Annotated in this window: 20 protein-coding genes, 1 pseudogene and 1 other annotated feature; of the genes and pseudogenes, 10 read left to right on the top strand and 11 right to left on the bottom strand. The window is 49.3% G+C overall.

Annotated features, from left to right (window positions below; all coding sequences use genetic code 11):
• Positions 1-41: 41 nt before the first annotated feature.
• From thrL to thrC, 4 genes are all read left to right on the top strand, one after another.
• Positions 42-113 (top strand): thr operon leader peptide, encoded by a 72-nt coding sequence (gene thrL / locus LJN55_RS19770; protein WP_105594825.1) that lies wholly within the window; start codon positions 42-44, stop codon positions 111-113.
• Positions 49-170 (top strand) — a sequence feature (Thr leader region). It overlaps the preceding gene by 65 nt.
• 25 nt (positions 171-195) lie before the next feature.
• Complete coding sequence (thrA, locus tag LJN55_RS19765) at positions 196-2,658, top strand: bifunctional aspartate kinase/homoserine dehydrogenase I (RefSeq protein WP_227535105.1); 2,463 nt, start codon at positions 196-198, stop codon at positions 2,656-2,658.
• A gap of 2 nt (positions 2,659-2,660) precedes the next feature.
• Positions 2,661-3,590, top strand: a complete 930-nt coding sequence (gene thrB, locus LJN55_RS19760; RefSeq protein WP_133842371.1) for a homoserine kinase — start codon at positions 2,661-2,663, stop codon at positions 3,588-3,590.
• A gap of 3 nt (positions 3,591-3,593) precedes the next feature.
• Complete coding sequence (gene thrC / locus LJN55_RS19755) at positions 3,594-4,880, top strand: threonine synthase (protein ID WP_133842370.1); 1,287 nt, start codon at positions 3,594-3,596, stop codon at positions 4,878-4,880.
• 52 nt (positions 4,881-4,932) lie between these two features.
• Here thrC and yaaA read toward each other — a convergent pair whose 3' ends face one another.
• Entirely contained in the window at positions 4,933-5,703 is a 771-nt protein-coding gene (yaaA, locus tag LJN55_RS19750) for a peroxide stress protein YaaA (RefSeq protein WP_133842369.1), read from the bottom strand.
• A gap of 259 nt (positions 5,704-5,962) precedes the next feature.
• Between yaaA and tal the strand changes: the two genes are divergently transcribed.
• Positions 5,963-6,916 carry a transaldolase gene (gene tal / locus LJN55_RS19745; protein ID WP_133842368.1) on the top strand — a complete coding sequence of 318 codons (954 nt, stop codon included), beginning with the start codon at positions 5,963-5,965 and terminating at the stop codon, positions 6,914-6,916.
• Positions 6,917-7,034: 118 nt separating this feature from the next.
• Here the strand turns inward: tal and LJN55_RS19740 are convergent, their stop codons facing one another.
• The 10 genes and pseudogenes from LJN55_RS19740 to LJN55_RS19690 form a co-directional block, all read right to left on the bottom strand.
• Complete coding sequence (locus LJN55_RS19740) at positions 7,035-7,442, bottom strand: colicin immunity domain-containing protein (protein ID WP_265105973.1); 408 nt, start codon at positions 7,440-7,442, stop codon at positions 7,035-7,037.
• Between the two features lie 354 nt (positions 7,443-7,796).
• The gene (locus LJN55_RS19730) at positions 7,797-8,297 is read right to left on the bottom strand and encodes a YrhA family protein (protein ID WP_227535103.1); all 501 of its coding nucleotides are present in this window, start codon (positions 8,295-8,297) and stop codon (positions 7,797-7,799) included.
• 10 nt (positions 8,298-8,307) lie between these two features.
• Entirely contained in the window at positions 8,308-9,342 is a 1,035-nt protein-coding gene (locus LJN55_RS19725) for an HNH endonuclease (protein ID WP_227535101.1), read from the bottom strand.
• A 284-nt stretch (positions 9,343-9,626) separates the two neighbouring features.
• On the bottom strand, positions 9,627-9,899 hold the full coding sequence (locus tag LJN55_RS19720) for a colicin immunity domain-containing protein (protein WP_227535099.1): 273 nt from the start codon (positions 9,897-9,899) through the stop codon (positions 9,627-9,629).
• A complete protein-coding gene (locus LJN55_RS19715) occupies positions 9,896-10,144 on the bottom strand; it encodes a colicin D domain-containing protein (protein ID WP_265106043.1) in 249 nt (82 codons plus the stop codon). Before LJN55_RS19715 ends, LJN55_RS19720 begins: the two co-directional genes overlap by 4 nt.
• Before the next feature lie 159 nt (positions 10,145-10,303).
• Positions 10,304-10,534: pseudogene (locus LJN55_RS19710) on the bottom strand (HNH endonuclease signature motif containing protein); the annotation flags it as partial.
• Positions 10,535-11,239: 705 nt separating this feature from the next.
• Positions 11,240-12,226, bottom strand: coding sequence for a fimbrial protein (locus LJN55_RS19705; protein ID WP_227535098.1), 987 nt, complete (start codon positions 12,224-12,226; stop codon positions 11,240-11,242).
• Between the two features lie 129 nt (positions 12,227-12,355).
• Complete coding sequence (locus tag LJN55_RS19700; RefSeq protein ID WP_227535097.1) at positions 12,356-14,764, bottom strand: fimbria/pilus outer membrane usher protein; 2,409 nt, start codon at positions 14,762-14,764, stop codon at positions 12,356-12,358.
• A 47-nt stretch (positions 14,765-14,811) separates the two neighbouring features.
• On the bottom strand, positions 14,812-15,501 hold the full coding sequence (locus LJN55_RS19695; RefSeq protein WP_227535096.1) for a fimbrial biogenesis chaperone: 690 nt from the start codon (positions 15,499-15,501) through the stop codon (positions 14,812-14,814).
• Between the two features lie 34 nt (positions 15,502-15,535).
• Positions 15,536-16,132 (bottom strand): fimbrial protein, encoded by a 597-nt coding sequence (locus LJN55_RS19690; RefSeq protein ID WP_227535095.1) that lies wholly within the window; start codon positions 16,130-16,132, stop codon positions 15,536-15,538.
• Positions 16,133-16,566: 434 nt separating this feature from the next.
• Here LJN55_RS19690 and mog point away from each other — a divergent pair, with 434 nt between their 5' ends.
• The 5 genes from mog to LJN55_RS19665 all read left to right on the top strand — a co-directional run bounded on the left by mog (position 16,567) and on the right by LJN55_RS19665 (position 22,479).
• Positions 16,567-17,154, top strand: a complete 588-nt coding sequence (gene mog / locus LJN55_RS19685) for a molybdopterin adenylyltransferase (protein WP_133842723.1) — start codon at positions 16,567-16,569, stop codon at positions 17,152-17,154.
• Positions 17,155-17,282: 128 nt separating this feature from the next.
• Complete coding sequence (locus tag LJN55_RS19680; protein WP_227535094.1) at positions 17,283-18,587, top strand: MFS transporter; 1,305 nt, start codon at positions 17,283-17,285, stop codon at positions 18,585-18,587.
• Between the two features lie 236 nt (positions 18,588-18,823).
• Positions 18,824-20,737 carry a molecular chaperone DnaK gene (gene dnaK, locus LJN55_RS19675; RefSeq protein ID WP_133842356.1) on the top strand — a complete coding sequence of 638 codons (1,914 nt, stop codon included), beginning with the start codon at positions 18,824-18,826 and terminating at the stop codon, positions 20,735-20,737.
• A 107-nt stretch (positions 20,738-20,844) separates the two neighbouring features.
• The gene (gene dnaJ / locus LJN55_RS19670; protein ID WP_133842355.1) at positions 20,845-21,987 is read left to right on the top strand and encodes a molecular chaperone DnaJ; all 1,143 of its coding nucleotides are present in this window, start codon (positions 20,845-20,847) and stop codon (positions 21,985-21,987) included.
• Between the two features lie 201 nt (positions 21,988-22,188).
• Positions 22,189-22,479 (top strand): Bor family protein, encoded by a 291-nt coding sequence (locus LJN55_RS19665; protein ID WP_133842354.1) that lies wholly within the window; start codon positions 22,189-22,191, stop codon positions 22,477-22,479.
• The last annotated feature ends 10 nt before the right edge of the window (positions 22,480-22,489 follow it).

Below are 22,489 nucleotides of genomic sequence, written 5' to 3'. Positions count from 1 at the left end.
AAAGCCGACAGATTTAACAGACAGATAAAAGATAAATCTCAATGCGTAAAAACAGCCTGATTACCACAATCATTATTACCACCACCATTACCACAGGTAACGGTGCGGGCTGACGCATACAGGAAAAATCAAAAAAAAGCCCGCACCTCAACAGTGCGGGCTTTTTTTTCGGCAAAAATTCAGGAGAGCTTGAACATGCGAGTGCTGAAATTCGGTGGAACCTCGGTAGCCAATGCGGAACGTTTTCTGCGTGTGGCTGACATTCTGGAAAGTAATGCAAAGCAGGGACAGGTTGCTACCGTATTGTCCGCGCCAGCGAAGATTACCAATCACCTGGTGGCGATGATTGAAAAAACCATCAGCGGGCAGGATGCATTGCCTAACATCAGTGACGCTGAGCGAATCTTCGCCGAGCTGTTGCAGGGGTTGGTTGAAGCACAGCCTGGCTTTGCTTTTGACAAGCTTAAAGGCGTCGTTGATCAGGAGTTCGCTCAACTGAAGCAGGTATTGCACGGTATTGCACTACTGGGGCAGTGCCCGGATAGCGTCAATGCCGCCATCATTTGCCGCGGTGAAAAGCTCTCTATCGCCATTATGGAAGGGCTGCTCCAGGCGCGCGGCTATGGCGTCAGCGTGATCAACCCGGTGGAACAGCTACTGGCCGTAGGTCATTATCTTGAATCCACTGTCGATATTCCTGAGTCTACCCGCCGCATTGCCGCCAGCCAGATTCCCGCAGACAACATGGTGCTGATGGCAGGCTTCACCGCCGGCAACGAAAGGGGTGAGCTGGTGGTGTTGGGCCGTAATGGTTCCGACTACTCAGCGGCCGTGCTGGCTGCCTGCCTGCGCGCTGATTGTTGTGAAATCTGGACTGACGTCGATGGCGTATATACCTGCGACCCGCGCCAGGTGCCGGACGCGCGACTGCTGAAGTCGATGTCCTATCAGGAAGCGATGGAGCTTTCTTACTTCGGCGCCAAAGTGCTTCATCCGCGTACCATTGCCCCGATTGCCCAGTTCCAAATCCCTTGCCTGATTAAAAATACCGCCAACCCACAAGCACCCGGCACCCTGATTGGTGGCGATGGCAGCGATGAGGACAACCCGGTGAAAGGCATCACCAACCTGAATAATATGGCGATGTTTAACGTCTCTGGCCCGGGAATGAAAGGCATGGTGGGCATGGCCGCCCGCGTGTTTGCTGCCATGTCACGCAGCGGTATCTCTGTCGTGCTGATCACCCAGTCCTCTTCGGAATACAGCATCAGCTTCTGTGTGTCACAGAACGATCTGGCCCGTGCGCGCCGCGTGCTGGAAGATGAATTCCATCTGGAATTGAAAGACGGCCTGCTGGAGCCGCTGGACGTGATGGAGCATCTGGCTGTGATCTCCGTCGTGGGTGACGGCATGCGCACATTGCGTGGTATCTCTGCGAAATTCTTCTCTGCACTGGCGCGCGCTAACATCAATATTGTGGCGATTGCCCAGGGGTCGTCCGAACGTTCGATCTCTGTGGTGGTGGATAACGATGAAGCGACCACCGGCGTGCGCGTGGTACATCAGATGCTGTTTGCCACTGACCAGGTGATCGAAGTTTTTGTCATCGGTGTTGGTGGCGTGGGGGCGGCATTGATCGAGCAGTTGCATCGTCAGCAAACCTGGCTGAAAAACAAACATATTGATCTGCGGGTATGCGGCATTGCCAACTCGCGCGCATTACTGACCAACGTTCACGGCATTCCGCTGGGCAACTGGCAGGATCAGCTAAAAGCTGCGAAAGAGCCGTTTGATCTGGGTCGTCTGAATCGTCTGGTGAAAGAGTATCATCTGCTGAACCCGGTGATCGTTGACTGTACGTCAAGCCAGCAGGTCGCCGATCAATATGCCGATTTCCTGGCTGACGGTTTCCACGTTGTGACGCCGAACAAAAAGGCCAATACCTCGTCGTACAACTATTACCAGCAAATGCGTGCCGCCGCGGCGAAATCGCGTCGTAAGTTCCTCTACGATACCAACGTTGGGGCCGGTTTACCGGTGATCGAGAACTTGCAAAATCTGCTTAACGCCGGCGATGAGCTGATTAGCTTCTCCGGTATTCTGTCCGGTTCACTGTCGTTTATCTTCGGCAAACTGGATGAGGGGGTGTCACTGTCCGATGCCACCCACATGGCGCGTGAGATGGGCTTTACCGAGCCGGATCCGCGTGAAGACCTTTCCGGGCTGGACGTGGCACGTAAGCTGCTGATCCTGGCGCGTGAAGCGGGCTATCAGCTGGAGCTGAGCGATATTGAGATCGAAGCCGTATTGCCACCAGAGCTGACGGCGATTGCGGATGTGGAAACGTTTATGGCACGCCTGCCGGAACTGGATGCGGAGTTTGCCGCGCGTGTTGCCAGCGCCCGTGAGGCGGGTAAAGTATTACGCTTCGTGGGAGCGATTGAAGAGGGCGGGGCGTGTAAAGTGAAAATCGATGCCGTTGACGGTAACGATCCGCTGTATAAAGTGAAAAATGGTGAGAATGCGCTGGCGTTCTACAGCCGCTATTACCAGCCGATTCCGCTGGTGTTGCGCGGTTACGGTGCCGGTAATGATGTGACCGCGGCGGGCGTGTTTGCCGATCTGTTACGTACTCTGTCGTGGAAGTTGGGAGTTTAATCATGGTTAAAATTCATGCCCCTGCCTCAATTGGCAACGTCAGCGTTGGCTTTGACGTCCTGGGGGCTGCGGTGTCGCCGGTTGATGGCACCCTGCTGGGCGACTGTGTGACCGTGGAAGCCGCCGACGAATTTAGTCTGCACAATGAAGGCAGTTTTGTTAGCAAGTTGCCGGCAAACCCACAGGATAATATCGTTTATCAGTGCTGGGACCGTTTCTGCGAAGCGATTGGCAAGCGCGTGCCGGTTAAGATGACACTGGAAAAAAATATGCCGATTGGCTCCGGCCTCGGTTCCAGCGCTTGCTCGGTGGTGGCTGGTTTGATGGCGATGAACGAACACTGCGGTAAACCGCTAAATGATACGCAGCTGCTGGCGTTGATGGGCGAGCTGGAAGGGCGTATTTCCGGCAGCGTACATTATGACAATGTGGCCCCTTGCTTCCTGGGCGGCATGCAGTTGATGCTGGAAGAGAACGGCATTATCAGCCAGGAAGTGCCAGGCTTTGATGACTGGTTATGGGTGATGGCTTACCCGGGAATTAAAGTGTCCACCGCCGAAGCCCGTGCGATCCTGCCTGCGCAGTATCGTAAAGAGGACATTATCCGGCACGGTCGCTATCTCGGCGGCTTTATTCACGCCTGCCACACGCAGCAGCCCTTGCTGGCCGCCAAACTGATGCAGGATGTGATTGCGGAACCGTACCGCACCAAATTGTTACCGGGCTTCAGTGAAGCCCGTCAGGCCGCTGCGGATATCGGCGCACTGGCCTGCGGTATTTCTGGCTCTGGCCCAACGCTGTTTGCAGTGTGCAATCAGCTGGATACCGCACAACGTATGGCAGACTGGCTCCGCCAGCACTATCTGCAAAATGATGAAGGCTTCGTCCATATTTGCCGTTTAGACACGGCAGGCGCACGCAAACTGGGATAACGCATGAAACTCTATAATCTTAAGGATCACAATGAGCAGGTCAGCTTCGCCCAGGCGGTGAAGCAGGGGCTGGGTAAACAGCAAGGCCTGTTCTTTCCACTGGAATTACCTGAATTCGAACTGACTGACATCGATGCGATGTTGGAAATGGATTTCGTGACCCGCAGCAGCAAAATCCTGTCGGCTTTTATCGGCGATGAGATCGACGCTCATCAGCTGCATGAGCGCCTGAAAACGGCATTCACCTTCCCGGCACCGGTCGTAGACGTCACTGACGATATTGCCGCGTTGGAGCTGTTCCACGGCCCGACACTGGCGTTCAAAGACTTCGGCGGTCGTTTTATGGCGCAGATGCTCTCTTATGTCAGCGGTGCGGATGAGAAAATCACCATTCTGACGGCAACCTCGGGTGATACCGGCGCTGCTGTGGCTCATGCCTTCTACGGTATGGAAAACGTGCGTGTGGTGATCCTCTATCCTCAAGGCAAAATCAGCCCGTTACAGGAAAAGCTGTTCTGCACCCTGGGCGGCAATATTCAGACCATCGCGATTGACGGCGATTTCGATGCCTGTCAGTCACTGGTTAAGCAGGCATTTGACGATGAAGAGCTGAAGAAGGCCATTGGCCTCAACTCCGCAAACTCCATCAACATCAGCCGTCTGCTGGCGCAGATTTGTTACTACTTTGAAGCCGTGGCGCAACTGCCTCAGGAAAAACGTAATCAGCTGGTGATCTCTGTGCCAAGCGGTAACTTTGGCGACCTGACAGCTGGTCTGCTGGCGAAGTCACTTGGCCTGCCAGTGAAACGTTTTATTGCTGCCACTAATGCCAATGACACCGTGCCACGCTTCCTCGTCAATGGTGAATGGGCGCCGAACGTGACCGTTGCCACCTTGTCGAATGCGATGGATGTCAGCCAGCCCAATAACTGGCCGCGAGTGGAAGAGATCTTCCGTCGCAAAATCTGGCGCTTACAGGATCTGGGTTACGGTGCCGTTGATGACGAAACCACCAAAGCCACTATGCGCGAGCTGGCCGACCTTGGCTATCTGTCTGAGCCTCATGCGGCGATTGCTTATCGCCTGCTGCGCGATCAGCTTCAGGACGGTGAGTTTGGTCTGTTCCTGGGGACGGCGCATCCAGCGAAATTTAAAGAGAGCGTGGAAGCGATCCTTGATCAGAAGCTGCCTTTACCGGAAGCGCTGGCCGAGCGCGCGGATCTGCCGCTGTTGTCGCACAACATGAAAGGTGAGTTTGCGGATCTGCGTGAGTTCTTGCTGAAGAAATAATTCGATACGCAGGGGCGAGGCATGCCTCGCCCTGGGTCAGGCGTGCCTGACCCTACTCGTGACGTTTAAACACCAGCTCATTCCCTTTGCTCGCATCCGCGTCAAAGGCATATCCGTCCACATCAAACTTCTTCAGCTGTTCAGGCTGGGTCAGCTCATTTTCAATGATGTAACGGCTCATCAGTCCTCGTGCCTTTTTGGCATAGAAGCTGATCACTTTAAACTTGCCGTTCTTCTCATCGAGGAACACGGGTTTGACGATCTCAGCGTTCAGCAGCTTCGGCTTCACGGCTTTGAAGTATTCATCGGATGCGAGGTTAATCAGCACCGAATCCCCTTGCTCTGCCAGCGCGGCATTCAGCGCATGAGTCAGCTTATCGCCCCAGAAGCTGTAGAGGTCTTTGCCTGCCGGGTTGGCCAGTTTAATCCCCATTTCCAGACGATAAGCCTGCATCAGGTCCAGCGGGCGCAACAGGCCATACAGGCCGGAGAGCATACGCAGATGCTGCTGGGCAAAATCAAATGCGGCTTCGCTAAAGGTTTCTGCCTGTAATCCGGTATACACGTCACCTTTGAAGGCAAGGATCGCCTGGCGGGCATTGTCCGGGGTGAAGTCAGGCTGCCAGTCATTAAAGCGTTCAGCGTTCAGTACGGCCAGTTTGTCACTGATATGCATCAGCGAGCTGATATCAGCCGGAGAGAGTTGACGCGCCACGGCGATCAGCTTCTGCGACTCGTCCAACAGCATGGGCTGGGTATAACGTGTTGTCGCCAGCGGGCTTTCAAAGTCCAGCGTCTTCGCCGGAGAAATTACCATTAACATGCTCGCGTCCTTGTATTTCATTATCGGAAAAAGAATCTGCGCCTACTGTAGCAAAAAAGTGAGGTCGGGTGACGAATCGCTGCCATTGGTGACTGATGACGACCGGACAATCCCCAGAGAAAAAAGGGCTTTATGACGGCAGTTTTATCCGGTTGTGGCGTGATGATTTACGCCCCTTGCATGGTGAGGTACGCGTGCTATCATCCGGGGCAGACATTTTCAACACCCTGACAAATCAACTTTGATGAGAATGACAACTATGACGGACAAATTATCCTCCCTGCGTCAAGTCACTACCGTTGTTGCTGATACTGGCGACATCGCAGCGATGAAACTCTACAAACCGCAAGATGCAACCACCAACCCTTCTCTGATCCTTAGCGCTGCACAGATTCCTGAATACCGTAAGCTGATCGACGAAGCGGTGGTATGGGCGCGTGAGCAGACCAGCAACAAAGAAGAGCAGGTGTCTTACGCTGCCGATAAGTTGGCTGTGAACATCGGCCTGGAAATTCTGAAACTGGTCCCTGGCCGTATCTCTACCGAAGTGGATGCCCGCCTGTCTTACGACACCGAAGGCAGCATCGCGAAAGCACGTAGCCTGATCAAACTGTATAACGATGCGGGTATCAGCAACGATCGCATCCTGATCAAACTGGCCTCCACCTGGCAGGGGATCCGTGCTGCAGAACAGCTGGAAAAAGAAGGCATCAACTGTAACCTGACGCTGCTGTTCTCCTTCGCTCAGGCGCGTTCTTGTGCAGAAGCGGGTGTGTTCCTGATTTCTCCGTTTGTAGGCCGTATCCTCGACTGGTACAAAGCCAACACCGATAAGAAAGAATATGCGCCTAACGAAGATCCAGGCGTGGTGTCGGTGACCGAGATTTACGAATACTACAAACAGCACGGTTATGAGACTGTGGTGATGGGGGCGAGCTTCCGTAACGTTGGCGAGATCATTGAGCTGGCGGGTTGCGATCGTCTGACCATCTCTCCAGGCCTGCTGAAAGAGCTGGCTGAGACTGAAGGCAGCGTTGAGCGTAAGCTGGCCTACAGCGGTGAAGTTAAAGCCCGTCCGGCTAAAATGACCGAATCTGAGTTCCTGTGGCAGCACAACCAGGACCCAATGGCAGTACAGAAACTGGCTGAAGGCATCCGTAACTTTGCCATCGACCAGGGCAAACTCGATAAGATGATTGCCGATCTGCTGTAATTGATCGCGTGGCCGGGAAACCGGCCACTGTTTTTGTTTTTGATCTCTATATGAATGCTTAACACATCAACCTTAATATTGATGGCGATAACAATTTTTAACCAATATTGATCCCTTATTATGTAATCAAATTTCCTGATTGAAGTTTTAGTCTGGCGACCTCTTCAAGCAATTCTTTTTCAGTTAAATCACCAGCGTCAATAAGTTCGGGATCAGAGCAGTACGCATCTACTGCAGAAAAAACAGAATCAAAATAGCGTTGCGTGTTTTCATCTGATTTTTTAACGTTGTCAGCATCTCTGTAGCATCGCCATTCTTTTAGATAACTCACTTCGAAATCTGATGCTGAAATATTCCTGGAGAGAAAAGAATCAATCAGCGCAATCATCTTCGATTCATATTGATTAAAAAACATTGCTATTTCCTTTAAGGTCAATACGTTGCTGAGTGGATAGCTTCCATCCTGAAATGAATGTGCCATCTGGTTTGTATATAACATCAAGGTTGGTTTCAGTATTATAGTCATAATTCCTTCCCAAATGGGGGGAGAGATTAAGTTTCGAATGAGTTATTAATCGGGGTGTTTTTCAGAAATATATCTGAAAAGAGAAGATGTTTTTTTAGGTTATAATCGGTAAATTTTTCCTTTCTTTTAGCTTTCAATAGTTTCTTATAGTCATCTTCCAACTGGAAAATATATAGCTGTGTTGGTTTGTTATATGGGCTGTAAATAGAATCTGATGGAATGTTCCAGTGAAAATTCGCTTCCAAAGGGGGGCTATCTATACCTATTTTTTTAACTCCACAAGGGTGGTTTTAATAATTTCTTCTAGTTTATAAAATTCTATATTCATGTAATCCATTTCAGATTATTATCTCTCTACTTCACCGTTTCTATAATTTCATTTAGAAAATTATAAAAATTATCATGGCTGCTATAAATGTTTTCTGTCCCGATTCTGTCGCGGATTTGAAATTGATTTTTTGAGGTGTCGTAGGTGAAGACGGAGGTGCCGTCCTCGCCCAGTACTAGTCTTTCCGCAAGATCGGGGTTGATGAAGTCATCATTGTGTCGATAAAAATCATTTATTATAAAAAAATTCTGTGATGAAGGTTCAATATTATTGAAACCATATAAAATCATTCCACTAAATTCAAAACCATCCATTATCTTCAGGAAATATACAAAGTCAGGATGGGATTTCAGGAGTTCAGCCGCTTCATCAATCAACTTCTTCATTTCTTTTGATAGATGATCGTGAGAGGTATGATTGATTAAATCGTTAAGGAAAATGGGATCAATCGGAGATGAAGCTGGAAAATTAAACTTGGCCATCAGGAGTTGTAAGTTTTTTACTAATGCAGTCGTCTTTTTATTCATGATAGTGTTCTCAATGGTTTGGATATATTATACCCGAAGGTATAACCCAGGAAACGATCTTACTTTCTCCTGGTTTTATCCCTCTTGTGGTAGATGTTTGTAAGTTTGTTAATACCTTATGATAAGGTTCATTTTTAATCAAAATTAAGTTTTCAAAGTTATTGGAACCACTATCATCTAAAGGATACTTATGATGGACTTGCCATCCTTTGGGAACAGTGCCGTTTTTTATTGCTTCAAGTTCAGCACCAGAAAATTTTTTTAATAATTCAGGTCTGCTTGATATTTCGCTGAGGAATTTTTTCCTTATTGTTTGATTGAATTCTTTTCTTAATAACATTGTTTCATCTGGGCTTCTTTTTGTATATTTTATTTCTATTTTGTTTATGTTTTCCAGTACACTGACTTCCCCTCTTAATTTACCTGAGTAACTATTCAGTTTTTCGAGTGTTTGGGAGGTACGTGCCTTTTTAGCTAATAGAACAGACGCAGCTGCAATCATTGAACCTGACGTTTTTTCGTTCAGTATCTGGTCATATCCCTTAACCGCATCGCCCCCCAGCTGCTCTGCCGTTTTCCTGAATCCTGCGACATTTCCATTATACACACCACCGGCGGCCAGCAGTCGCCCGGCTGCTTTGCTGTTGAGCATTTTCCCCGGTGGGGATTGCTGGCCGGAGTCACCGATATAATGCTTTTTCAGGGTGGGGGCGGGTTTTGTGCCGTGATGACGTTTCAGACACTGTTCATAGGCTCTCCTGACTGCCTGCTCGAACGGTGAGTCGCGGATATCCCTGGAACCGCCATAAACCAGATTGCTCTCTGCATCGAAATAGAATGGATGGTAAAAAGCATCCCAGCGTTCTGAAGTATCAATGCCGATAATACGACCCCTATTGAGGTCGCACTCTGTGGCATTATAAATAGGATCGTAGCCACTTATGCCTGAGTATTTGTCGGAAGGGTTAAAGCGATCGTTATTGGCGGATTTCCGCTGCGGGAGATCGCCTGATACGTCTTGTCTCTCATAGCGCCGATAATCCATTTCATAATAAATCCGGGCATTGTCGAATGCTACACGGGGCGTCTGAACGAACTGAAAATCCCGTGGAGAAAGTCGCCTTCCGGCATCCTGCGTCTGATATAAACAGAACATACATCCTCGCTTGTTTATCCATAAACAATGCAGGAATGTTCATCTATTTTGTGTACGAAAAGCAATCGCCTTTTATCCATTCTATGTTCCTGCGGCAGCACCACCAGGCCCCAACAGCATTACAGAAACGGGTTAAAGGGATTCGTAATATTGTTAGCTAAATAGCTGCTCCCCTAATTATTGATATAGTTAGTTATTATTTTATTTATTTCATGTCGAAGTTGATCTTCATTAAATTCGTACTCTTCACGATCATTATCTGGGTTATACATATCAGTGATGCAAAATACGCTGGATAATAATTCGCTTAAGTTATCATCATCTTGCACAAGTAAATTACTATCACGTTCTATCTTCCACTTAGTCATATAAGAGTCTGCAAAGACATCAGCAGTTATATCCATAGAGATAAAACTATCAATGTAGTTCTTAAGTAATTGGCTCATCTTAACGTCCCGTTATTCATGAAGTTTTCATACTGTTTTGTTTGGGGAGCAATTTTCCACCCGCTTACAAAATTACCTGTTTTATCAACCACGACTACGTTATTAGTTTTCGGATTAAAGAACACTTTCGATCCTGGAACTAACAAGTATGTTCCGTGTTCATAAGTTTTTGTATTATCTAAGTGTAACTTGATAGCTGTTTGATATTCAATGATGGTATCACCGTTTTTCTTCGTAGTTACCACGCCGAAATCAGAGGCATGTTTAAACTTCTTATCTAACTGTTTGGCACTAAAAGCGACACTATCAGAGACAATAACGGTTTCAATATTTGGAATTTTCTTACCCGGAATAAGGATGCCAGCCTTGCGGGCTTTGTCACCACTCAGGGAGTTATTCTCAACTAAAGAGCTGCTTAATTCCCCTCGTGTTAGTGGGTTACGGGCCGTTTTAGCGAAAAGGACCGCCGCAGCTGCAATCATTGAACCTGACGTTTTTTCGTTCAGTATCTGGTCATATCCCTTAACCGCATCGCCCCCCAGCTGCTCTGCGGTTTTCCTGAATCCTGCGACATTTCCATTATACACACCACCGGCGGCCAGCAGTCGCCCGGCTGCTTTGCTGTTGAGCATTTTCCCCGGTGGGGATTGCTGGCCGGAGTCACCGATATAATGCTTTTTCAGGGTGGGAGCGGTTTTTTTGCCGTGATGACATTTCAGACACTGTTCATAGGCTCTCCTGACTGCCTGCTCGAACGGTGAGTCGCGGAGATCCCTGGAACCGCCATAAACCAGATTGCTCTCTGCATCGAAATAGAATGGATGGTAAAAAGCATCCCAGCGTTCTGAAGTATCAATGCCGATAATACGACCCCTATTGAGGCTCTGCTCAGTGGCATCATAAATGGGATATACCCGTCATACTTCAAGTTGCAGGTGCGTTGGCTGCACTCAGTCACCCGAATCACTTACTCGAGTAAGCTCATCGGGATTCCTTCCCTTGCCGCCTTCCTGCAACTCGAATTATTTTGGGTATAGTAGCGACTATTGCCTGAGTACTTATTGGATGGGTTAAAGCGATCGTTATTGGCGGATTTTCGTTGCGGGAGATCGCCTGATACGTCTTGCCTCGCATAGCGCCGATAATCCATTTCATAATAAATCCGGGCATTGTCGAATGCTACACGGGGCGTCTGAACGAACTGAAAATCCCGTGGAGAAAGCCGCCTTCCGGCATCCTGCGTCTGATATAAACAGAACATGCATCCTCGCGTGTTTATCCATAAACAACACAAGGATATTTATCTATTTAGTGTACGAAAAGCAATCGCCTTTTATCCATTAGTCATAGACAAAATTCACCACGGCCGTGGTTCTGACGGAACCGCTGGAGAGCATCTGCTTGTTGTAGACGTAGTACCACGCATTCATCGGTAGCGATAGTTGCGAAGGTAATGCCTGGCTGGCGCTGTATGAGAACAGCGTGGTGGCATTTCCCTGCGTGGTTTCCGACGAACTAAAGGTGAGCGGGATATTATCGCTGGCTTTTGCCACCCGGATACCCACCCCTTTTGCACCGCCGGTGACGGGGGAGGTCAGCGTGGTACTATCGGATGCAAGAAGGTTATTGCTGCTCATAAATGCCCGAAGATTACGCCCGGCGATACCATTTTTCATGCCGTCACAGCTGAAATTAAGGGTAAACGCCTTTTTCCCATTCATTGCCCCGCTGGCGAGTGAGGCGATATCGATATTGTTTAGCACCACGGTTTTATTATCATCATCGAAGCTGCAGGTGGTCACGCGCTTCACGAACCTTATCTGCAGGGCTTTGTAGTAAATATCGTAATTATGTTTTGGCCAACTCCAGTGGAAAATAAAATAGGCGAAGTCGCTGAGCATCCGGGCAATATTCTGCAGGAAAGTCAGTCCGGTACTGTCCTGAGCAAGTACAATCGGATTGATAGTGGCGATGTCACCATTAATGACCATCACGTTTTTGGTGGGAATATTGGCCAACAGCTTCAGGTTAACGGTAAAGGTGGAATCAATAGCTGAACCGTTGTTGGTACCCACTTTGGGATGAAACTCTTGCGGTGTGGGCTGCGTGACATTGACGCTGACATAAGCATCGCCGGGAAATTTTAAGTAGAGCGTGTTCTGGGAGTAGGGCGTTGAGTTATCAACCGTGTTCTTGCCACCAATAATCCCCCATGCCGGCATGCTACAGCTAAAAGTACCCGGATAAGCCGTTGTGGATGAAAACGATGCCCTGCCCGAGAGGTTTAACGCGCTGGTAGCATCGTAATACAAAAAGGGAGCATCCACGGGGGCATTCTGTATACAGTTAGCTCCTGCCCAGGAGGGTAAGAACAGTATCAAACTCAGGGTAACCACCTTGCCCGCTCTCTTGATACATCGGATGTGCGGTAGCATTTTCATTATTCTCTTCCCTGATTAGTGACAGTGATTCACATCACTGCCCAGATTGGTTTTCGGCTGGGTAATGCTGCATGTACTGTTGTCTTCCCCGGAAAAATGAACGATTACCCTGTCGGGTAGTTTTTCACTGTGGACAAACACCACGCTGCCCTGCCCGACATAACCAATTTCATTATTTTTGCTATCAGTGACCAGAGCCCCAAAGGGTAGGGGGGCGCTGTTACGATCTACCGCATGGAAAATGAAGCTTTTGCGCTGATCTGTTTCAAATTTCACATAGCTGATGGACCCGGCGTAAGGCACAACATCTTTACGGTTGCCCAGCAGCTGCACGTTATCACCGAGATTGGTGGTATCCAGCGTCATCGCATTCTTACGATAAGGTGACATGTAGGGAACCAGTGCTTTCCCCTGACGGTTAGTGATGATGGTCGCATCGCTATTAACCGCTGCATTGGCCACACCAGGAGCATCAATAATGGCAAAGGTGCTACCAACTTGATTGGCAAACAGCACGCCGCCCTGGTATGCCACCAGACTTCCCGTCATCCCCAGCCCTTCCTGGCTAAAGTTCGACGACTGGCTCCATGAGGCATTCATGGTAGTGGCCGAGGCACGATAGCCGACATTGGCATTGGTTGTGGTATTGCCGCCCCGACTGTTAGCCACGTCAACGTTATAGTTCCACTGGTTGGCCTTGCCTGCGGTTCCACTCAACCCGATATCACTGTTGCTATAGTGATTCTGTGTGAAGGATGAGTTAGTCGACAGATAGATAGGGGAGTCGAATACGCTGAAGGGGACGGAGAAACCAAGGTAGTAACGCATCTCTTCACGGTTATCATTATTTCGGGTACGGCTGGCAGAAACGTTGAAGGTGACGTTAGAGAGGGTATTCGAATAGCCTACTTGATACTCCTTGTTGCTGTTTGCCTCTCCCCAATAGTTCCTTAATGTACCAGATAGGAACAGCGATCCTGCCGAGCCACCGAGGTTCTGATTCACATTGAAGTTAAAGCTGTTTTTCTGATTAATGGTACCGCTATTGGCAATCGTGTTTTTCCCGCCGTTACTTTCCCTCTGCGCCGAATCTTCCATAGTCAAAAAGCCGCTGGTTGAGTAACGGTAAGCTGCCAGCGCAAAGTTGGTTCCGGTATCGGTGAAAAATTTGCTATAAGCAAGCCGATAACTCTGCCCGCTACTGCTATCCACGTGTCTGTATGAAGCCTGACGTGCCTGAGTAACATCAAAGGACAGTGCCCCTACAGGCAGGTTCAGCCCGGTCCCTACCAGTACTGAACCGTAGTGGCTGCTCCAGATCCCTCCTGCATAGGCAGTAAAGAGATTTGTCATCCCCCTGCGCCAGGTCCCCTGTATAAAGTCGGGGTGAACGCTGATCTGAGGTATCCGCACCTGGCCCATCGCCAGGTTATAGACGTTAACGCCGGGTTTTAGCATGCCGGGAACGGAGGAATAAGGTACGGTAAAGCGTTGAATGCGCCCATCGGCCTCGTCAACTTCAACGTTAAGATCGCCCCCGGAGCCGGTTGGTAAAATATCATTAATCGCAAAGGGTCCCGGGGAGACGTTTTGCTGATAAATCGTCACGCCATTCTGAATGATTTTAACCAGGGCGTTGGTCTGCGCCACGCCGTGAACGATGGGGGCGAATCCCTGCATCGCGTCAGGAAACATCCGGATATCTGTCCCCATGCTCACGCCACGAAAGCGATAAGAGTCAAAGAGGTCAGAAGGGGTATAGCTGTCGCCGATACGTAACTGGGAGTTGATGGTGCTGATATTTCGTTGCAAATAGCGGGTGTTATTTTGCCAGTCAGACTTACCCGTTCGTGAATAGTTATAGGAGCTGTTATCACGCAGCTGCCAGTTGAGCAGATTCAGTCCGGTATTTAATGAAATATAACCATTATCTTCATTCTGATGATTGTTAGAGGCCGAATGATAGTAGTTTGCCTGATAGGAGAGTGTCAGGCCTGGGATGCCTTCACTCCAGAATTTAGGATCGATATACCCCTGCCATTTTGTGTCCATCTCCTGCTGTGGAACACTCAAATCCAGTCTCATCTGACTGGCATCAAAACTGCTTTTTATTCCCGTTGAAAGAGCATAAACGTTAAGGAATTCATTCTTTACATTTTTCGGGTTATCAATAACTTTTCTTAATCCCATTCGAGTGAATTCCTTAACGTTTATACGGATGTCTGTTAGGCTGCTAACTACTTTTGCATCATACTTCCCCTTCCAGTCGCCATTGACGTAAATGTCAATGTCATAGTTGCCTGACGGTAAATCACTGTTTGTATAAAATCGTGACAAATCAGCATGGCTGGATTTCCCTGCCAAAAAATCAGTGTTAAACGTGAGTGCATAAGAGATGTGTTGCTTTAACAGGAGGGAGCACATTAACATCAAGTGTAATGTGACCCGGTTTATTTTAAATTTAGGCATTTTTACTGAATTTTTTTCCGCGATTCAATGCTGGCGCCATAATCATTGATATAGACGATGGAGACGGAGTTTTCGCTGGAAATAGGTGCGTTTGCTTTCAGTGATTTCTGAGAAAAGGGTTCCATCATCAGACCTTTTTTTAATATATTTCCTCCCTGGTTAACTCGTACGCCTGATAATGTTAAGTAATAGGGGCTGGCATTATGAAGCGTGATGCTATCCTTCTCATGAGTAAATGTCAGTTTATCTATTATGTTTTTAGGCTTTACTTTCAGTCCGGTGGGCCGAAAAAAAAGCTTAATACGGGACCGTATTGCCAGTTGCATTACGCTTTTCCCCTTAAGGTTCTCAGGGACGGGGGGAATATCCAGTATATTAAGATAAAAAATCGACTCGCGATCGACTGGCAAATTCCCACCCATATAGCGCACCTTTAGCTGTTGCCCGCTATGCGCGGACACCTTTACCACCGGTGGCATTAACAGAAACGGTACTTTTGCTGTCTCAGGGGTTGAGTCAGGATCGCCATTATCAATCCATGCCTGTACCAGTGAGGGGTCAGAACCGTTATTGAGCAATTGAACTGAGATCTCTTTCCTGTCGGAAGGGTAGATCTCACGCGTCGCACTGATAATGACATTCGCGTGACAAAAAAAAGGTAATAATGCAGTTAACAGTAAAATCATTCTCATGAAACAATCGCTCAATAATAGGACTTATTGAAAATTAAAGATAAGTGACGCTATACGTTACCATCGTTCTGACCGTGCCGGCCTCCGCAGGCTGAGTTCCTACTTTGTAATATTTAGCATAGAAGTTCAGCGTTTCTGGTGATGATGATGTGCCTCCCAGTTTGGTATCCAGTATCTGATTAAGTGGGATAGGCTGAGTTTCCGTATTTTGTAAAACAATAGCGACACCCACATTTCGAGGATTACCCTGAGGGTCATTTTCCTGGTTGATCAGGTATTTCCCATCATTAGATATGGTGTTAGGTGATGAGAACTGCAGTTGAAGATTGGGCGTCGTTGGTGTTTCCCCATTGCCCGTATTCACTATATTTGCTGATGAACAGTTGGAGAAGTCCAGTGAAAATGCTTTCTTACCAACATCAATTAACCCTTCTGACGTTCCTGCCTGTTCGGTACTTATCGGATTGAGCACGACGGAAAGGTCGGCAGAATTATTACCATTGATAGTACAGGTTGCATCTGTCACTGCACCTGTAAAATTAATGGTTCCGCCTGAAACGCTGGTTTCGGAATAGCACATTGAACTGAATATTAACGTGGGTAGTACAGTGCCAATAATGACCTTTTTCATTTTTTCCTCTGTAAGTTTTCTATTGATAAATAATCGGGTTTTTTAATTGCACAGGCCGTCCATCCTCGATTTTTCTCGTGGCTGTCGGTTGGCGATAGTTAATGCAGGGGGCGTTTATAGCAGGTGTTTAACGATAATTACTTCCTTGTGCCTGATGAAATTTCGCAAATTCTAGTGGTTTTTACTAGTTATAAATTCACAAAAAAAGCGAAATAAAATGAGTCCTGTTTTTTCTTAAATATGATGAGCCTGTGATTTTTAATCTATAGTGTGTGATTGTTCTGTTTTATTTTTCATTCTATTTCCGTTGTCATCATTAGCAAAATGTCTGTTTGCCTCTTTGCCAATATTCCTGAATTCAGTGTATTCTTGTGAAAACACGCTTACCCCCACCGGCCGTACTGATGTTGCCGGGTATGAATGGCGAGAACATGATGAATACATTACGCATAGGTTTGATTTCCGTTTCGGATCGCGCCGCAAATGGCATCTATCAGGATCAGGGATTACCGGCCCTTGAGGCGTGGCTGTCTGAGGCGTTAACTACGCCATTTGAAATTGAAAAACGTCTGGTGCCTGATGAGCAGCCGATGATTGAGCAGGCGATCTGTGAACTGGTCGATGAGTTGTTCTGCCATTTGGTGCTTACCACCGGGGGAACCGGCCCGGCCCGGCGCGATGTCACACCGGATGCGACGCTGGCGATTGCTGACCGGGAAATGCCGGGGTTTGGTGAACAGATGCGACAGATTAGCCTTAACTTTGTACCCACCGCGATCCTTTCACGCCAGACGGCAGTAATCCGTAAACAGTCGCTGGTGATCAACCTGCCGGGACAACCTAAGTCGATTCAGGAGACGCTGGAAGGTCTGAAAGACAGCGAGGGTAATACGCAGGTACATGGCATCTTTGCCAGTGTCCCGTACTGTATTCAGCTGCTGGAGGGGCCCTACATGGAGACTGATCCGAAGGTCGTAGCAGCATTTCGTCCTAAAAGCGCACGGCGCGAAACAAACAACTAAAAAATCGTTTTTTCAGGCATAAGATCCAGCGTCCACTGCTGTGGCAGAAAATTGACGGTATAGTCATCTCAGCTTTACAAACGTTAACTATACGGCTTTCTTCTGACTCTGGATTTTCGTGAATAATTATGTCCCATGATCATGCGCGTCACCTCAACCGGCACGACTACAAGACGTTAACTCTGGCTGCGCTGGGTGGCGCACTGGAGTTTTACGACTTTATTATCTTCGTTTTTTTCGCCAGCGTGATCGGCGACCTGTTTTTCCCTTTAGGTCTCCCTGACTGGCTGCGCCAGTTGCAGACCTATGCGATTTTTGCTGCTGGTTATCTTGCCCGTCCGCTGGGTGGCCTGATTATGGCGCACTTCGGGGATAGCCAGGGGCGTAAGAAAATGTTCAGCCTGAGCATCTTGATGATGGCATTGCCCACGCTGGCGATGGGGCTGCTGCCCACCTATGCCTCCATCGGTATTGCTGCGCCGATACTCCTGCTACTGCTGCGTGTGTTGCAGGGGGCTGCAATTGGCGGTGAAGTGCCGGGTGCCTGGGTGTTTGTCGCGGAACACGTGCCGGAGAAAAGAATTGGTTTTGCCTGCGGAACGCTGACTGCCGGCCTGACCTTCGGTATTCTGCTGGGGTCGCTGGTAGCAACATTGATTACCACCACCATGAGTGCGCAGGCTGTTGCTGAAACCGGCTGGCGTATTCCCTTCCTGCTGGGCGGCGGCTTTGGCCTGCTGGCAATGTACCTGCGCCGCTGGCTGCATGAAACGCCGGTCTTTCTCCAGATGAAGCAGCGTAAAGCGCTCTCAGCCGAGCTGCCGTTGATCACGGTGTTGTTCCGTCATACCCACGGCGTGGTGGTGTCGATGCTGCTGACCTGGCTGTTGTCGGCTTGTATTGTCGTGGTCTTGCTGATGGCTCCCGCATTACTGCAAAAGTTACATGGACTGCCCGCCGCGTTGACGCTTCAGGCGAACAGCCTGGCAACGGTGATGCTGATTTTTGGCTGTATTATTGCCGGGGTCTTGGTGGACCGTATCGGTGCTGCCACTACCCTGATAGTGGGAAGCCTGTTAATGGCCGCCTCCAGTTGGGCGTTTTTCCATGTGGCTGCGCAGTCGCCGGAATATCTCTTTATTGCCTATGCGGTCGCCGGATTGTGTGTCGGTGTGGTGGGCGTGGTGCCGTTCGTGATGGTGAGCGCGTTCCCGGCAAAGGTGCGTTTTACCGGTATCTCCTTCTCTTATAATATCGCCTACGCCATTTTCGGCGGCCTGACACCGATTGCGCTGACGCTGATGCTGAAGCTGTCGCCAATGGCACCCGCTTACTATGTGCTGGCACTGGCGGGGATAGGCGTTCTGGTCGGCTGCTGGCTGCGAGGTGAAGCCGGGCAACAGGCGCTATTAAAGCAGATCAGCGCACAATAACGCGCAATCATAGCGTTTTACGGGTCAGCTCAGGCTGGCCCGTTGTCTTTTTAGGGCAAAGTGAAAATTTTTTTCTCTCTCCCCCTTGATGCCGCGTTGCCCGGCCCCATCTTAGTTGGCATCCGAAGCTACGGACCTGGAAAAAAAGCGTAGGGCGAGCAGTTGAAACTGTAAAAAATGCCCGCATTAATGGTTCATAAGCTGATTTGAATTGAATTTAAGTGGGAGATGTTTAAATGGGTAAGATTATTGGTATTGACCTGGGCACAACGAACTCTTGTGTAGCTATCATGGATGGCGGCAAAGCGCGTGTACTGGAGAATGCAGAAGGCGATCGTACAACACCTTCGATTATTGCTTACACCCAGGATGGTGAAACGCTGGTAGGTCAGCCTGCTAAACGTCAGGCCGTGACTAACCCGCAGAATACTCTGTTTGCGATTAAGCGCCTGATTGGCCGTCGCTTCCAGGATGAAGAAGTGCAGCGTGACCTGAAAATCATGCCATTCAAAATCGTGGGTTCTGAAAACGGTGATGCATGGCTGGACGTGAAAGGCCAGCGCGTGGCTCCGCCACAGATCTCAGCAGAAGTGCTGAAAAAAATGAAGAAAACGGCTGAAGACTATCTGGGTGAACCAGTGACTGAAGCGGTTATCACTGTACCGGCATACTTCAACGATGCACAGCGTCAGGCAACTAAAGATGCCGGTCGTATCGCTGGTCTGGAAGTAAAACGTATCATCAACGAACCAACCGCAGCGGCTCTGGCCTACGGTCTGGATAAAGGTCAGGGTAACCGCACTATCGCGGTATATGACCTGGGTGGTGGTACTTTCGATATCTCTATCATCGAAATCGATGAAGTTGATGGCGAAAAAACCTTCGAAGTTCTGGCAACCAACGGTGATACCCACCTGGGTGGTGAAGACTTCGACAGCCGTATGATCAACTACCTGGTGGCTGAGTTTAAGAAAGATCAGGGCATCGATCTGCACAACGATCCACTGGCGATGCAGCGTCTGAAAGAAGCGGCAGAAAAAGCGAAGATCGAGCTGTCTTCTGCCCAGCAAACTGACGTAAACCTGCCGTACATCACTGCTGATGCGACAGGTCCTAAACACCTGAACATCAAAGTGACCCGTGCGAAGCTGGAATCACTGGTAGAAGATCTGGTTGCTCGTTCTATCGAGCCGTTGAAAGTTGCTCTGCAAGATGCAGGTCTGTCCGTCTCTGAGATCAACGATGTGATCCTCGTTGGTGGCCAGACACGTATGCCAATGGTTCAGGCGAAAGTGACCGAGTTCTTCGGTAAAGAGCCACGTAAAGACGTGAACCCGGACGAAGCTGTTGCTGTTGGTGCAGCGGTTCAGGGTGGCGTATTGGCGGGTGAAGTAAAAGACGTTCTGCTGCTGGACGTTACCCCGCTGTCGCTGGGTATCGAAACCATGGGCGGTGTGATGACGTCGCTGATCACTAAGAACACCACTATCCCAACCAAGCACAGCCAGGTGTTCTCAACAGCTGAAGACAACCAGTCTGCCGTGACCATCCATGTTGTGCAGGGTGAGCGTAAACGTGCAGCGGATAACAAATCTCTGGGTCAGTTCAACCTGGACGGTATCCAGAGCGCACCACGTGGTATGCCTCAGATCGAAGTGACTTTCGACATCGATGCCGATGGTATCCTGCATGTGTCAGCGAAAGACAAGAACAGCGGTAAAGAGCAGAAAATCACCATCAAGGCCTCTTCCGGTCTGAACGACGAAGAGATCGAAAAAATGGTGCGTGATGCGGAAGCAAATGCTGAATCTGACCGTAAGTTCGAAGAACTGGTTCAGGTACGCAACCAGGGCGATCAGCTGTCACACAGCACACGTAAGCAGCTGGACGAAGCGGGCGACAAACTGCCAGCGGATGACAAAGCGCCTATCGAAGCCGCATTGACCGAACTGAACGCGGCGCTGAAAGGCGAAGATAAAGCGGATATCGAAGCCAAGATCCAGGCTCTGATGGAAGTGTCCAGCAAGCTGATGGAGTTTGCTCAACAGCAGCAGGCCGCTGGCGGCGCAGCAGATGCGACCGATGGTGCGAAGAAAGACGATGATGTTGTCGACGCTGAATTTGAAGAAGTGAAAGACAACAAAAAATAATCGCCCTTGAGCGGGCAAGGTGGCGCGTCATGCGCCATTGATTACCAGCACGGGCGTCGGAGAAATCCTACGCCCGTGCATGCATGTTAAGGGCAGGATCAATAACAATGGCGAAGAGAGACTATTACGAGGTTTTAGGCGTTTCCAAATCAGCGGAAGAGCGTGAAATCAAAAAGGCTTATAAACGCCTGGCAATGAAGTTTCACCCCGATCGTAACCAGGGTGAGGGTGCCGAAGAACAATTTAAAGAGGTCAAAGAAGCCTACGAAATTCTGACCGATGCGCAGAAACGTGCGGCTTACGATCAGTACGGCCATGCAGCCTTTGAACAGGGCGGTATGGGCGGTGGCGGTCATGGCGGCTTCGGCGGCGGTGGCGGTGCTGACTTCAGTGATATCTTTGGCGACGTATTCGGCGATATCTTTGGCGGAGGCCGCCGTCAACAGCGTGCTGCACGCGGCGCAGATTTACGCTACAACATGGAGCTGTCGCTGGAAGAAGCGGTACGCGGCGTGACCAAAGAGATCCGCATTCCAACGCTGGAAGAGTGTGATGTTTGCCACGGTAGTGGCGCGAAAGTCGGTACCAAACCGCAAACCTGTTCAACCTGTCACGGTGCTGGCCAGGTACAGATGCGTCAGGGCTTCTTCACCGTACAGCAAGCTTGTCCGACCTGTCATGGTCGTGGCTCGGTGATTAAAGATCCGTGTAACGCCTGCCGCGGTCATGGCCGGGTTGAGCGTTCGAAAACCCTGTCGGTGAAAATTCCGGCGGGTGTGGATACCGGTGACCGCATTCGTCTGACCGGCGAAGGGGAGGCCGGTGAGCACGGCGCGCCATCAGGCGATTTGTATGTTCAGGTTCAGGTGCGTAAGCACAATATCTTTGAGCGTGAAGAGAACAATCTGTACTGCGAAGTCCCGATCAACTTTGTGATGGCTGCGCTGGGTGGAGAGATTGAAGTACCGACGCTGGACGGCCGCGTGAAGTTGAAAGTCCCTGCGGAAACGCAGACGGGCAAACTGTTCCGTATGCGCGGTAAGGGTGTGAAATCAGTACGTGGTGGTGCGCAGGGTGACCTGTTATGCCGCGTGGTGGTGGAAACGCCAGTCAGCCTGAGTGAGAAGCAGAAATCGCTGTTACGCGAACTGGAAGAGAGCTTCGGCGGCCCATCCGGTGAGAAGAACAGCCCGCGTTCTAAAAGCTTCTTCGATGGCGTGAAGAAGTTCTTTGACGATCTGACCCGTTAATCGCAACGGCTCCCTGGTCATTCAGGGAGCCGAAACATCAATAAATCCCCTGTATTTTTCCACTTTTTAGCTCTTTTATCTCTCTTTCAGGAAAATTTTTGGTGGAATCTCTTTGAAAGTATCAATGTTGTTTCTTAATATTGCATTGAGTATCTGATTGTTATTAGATGTCGCTTCAATTTATCTAATGGAATTGGGTTCATGAAAAAGATTCTGGCAATTGCCGCCTTCGCTGTTCTGCTTTCTGGTTGTGCTCAACAAACTTTCCAACTGAAACATAATCAGGTTGCTGCGCCTAAGCAGGTGACCACTCACCACTTCTTCGTGTCGGGTATCGGCCAGAAAAAAACACTGGATGCTGCGGCAATTTGTGGTGGTGAGGATAAAGTCGATCGCGTTGAAGTTCAGCAGACTTTCGTCAACGGCCTGCTGGCTGTAGTGACTTTCGGTATTTATACCCCACGTGAAGCACGCGTTTACTGCGCACTGTAAGTTGTTATCA

Origin of the sequence: Erwinia rhapontici (genome assembly GCF_020683125.1) — a bacterium.
GTDB lineage: Bacteria > Pseudomonadota > Gammaproteobacteria > Enterobacterales > Enterobacteriaceae > Erwinia > Erwinia rhapontici.
This window is presented reverse-complemented; position numbering and strand designations above follow the sequence as displayed.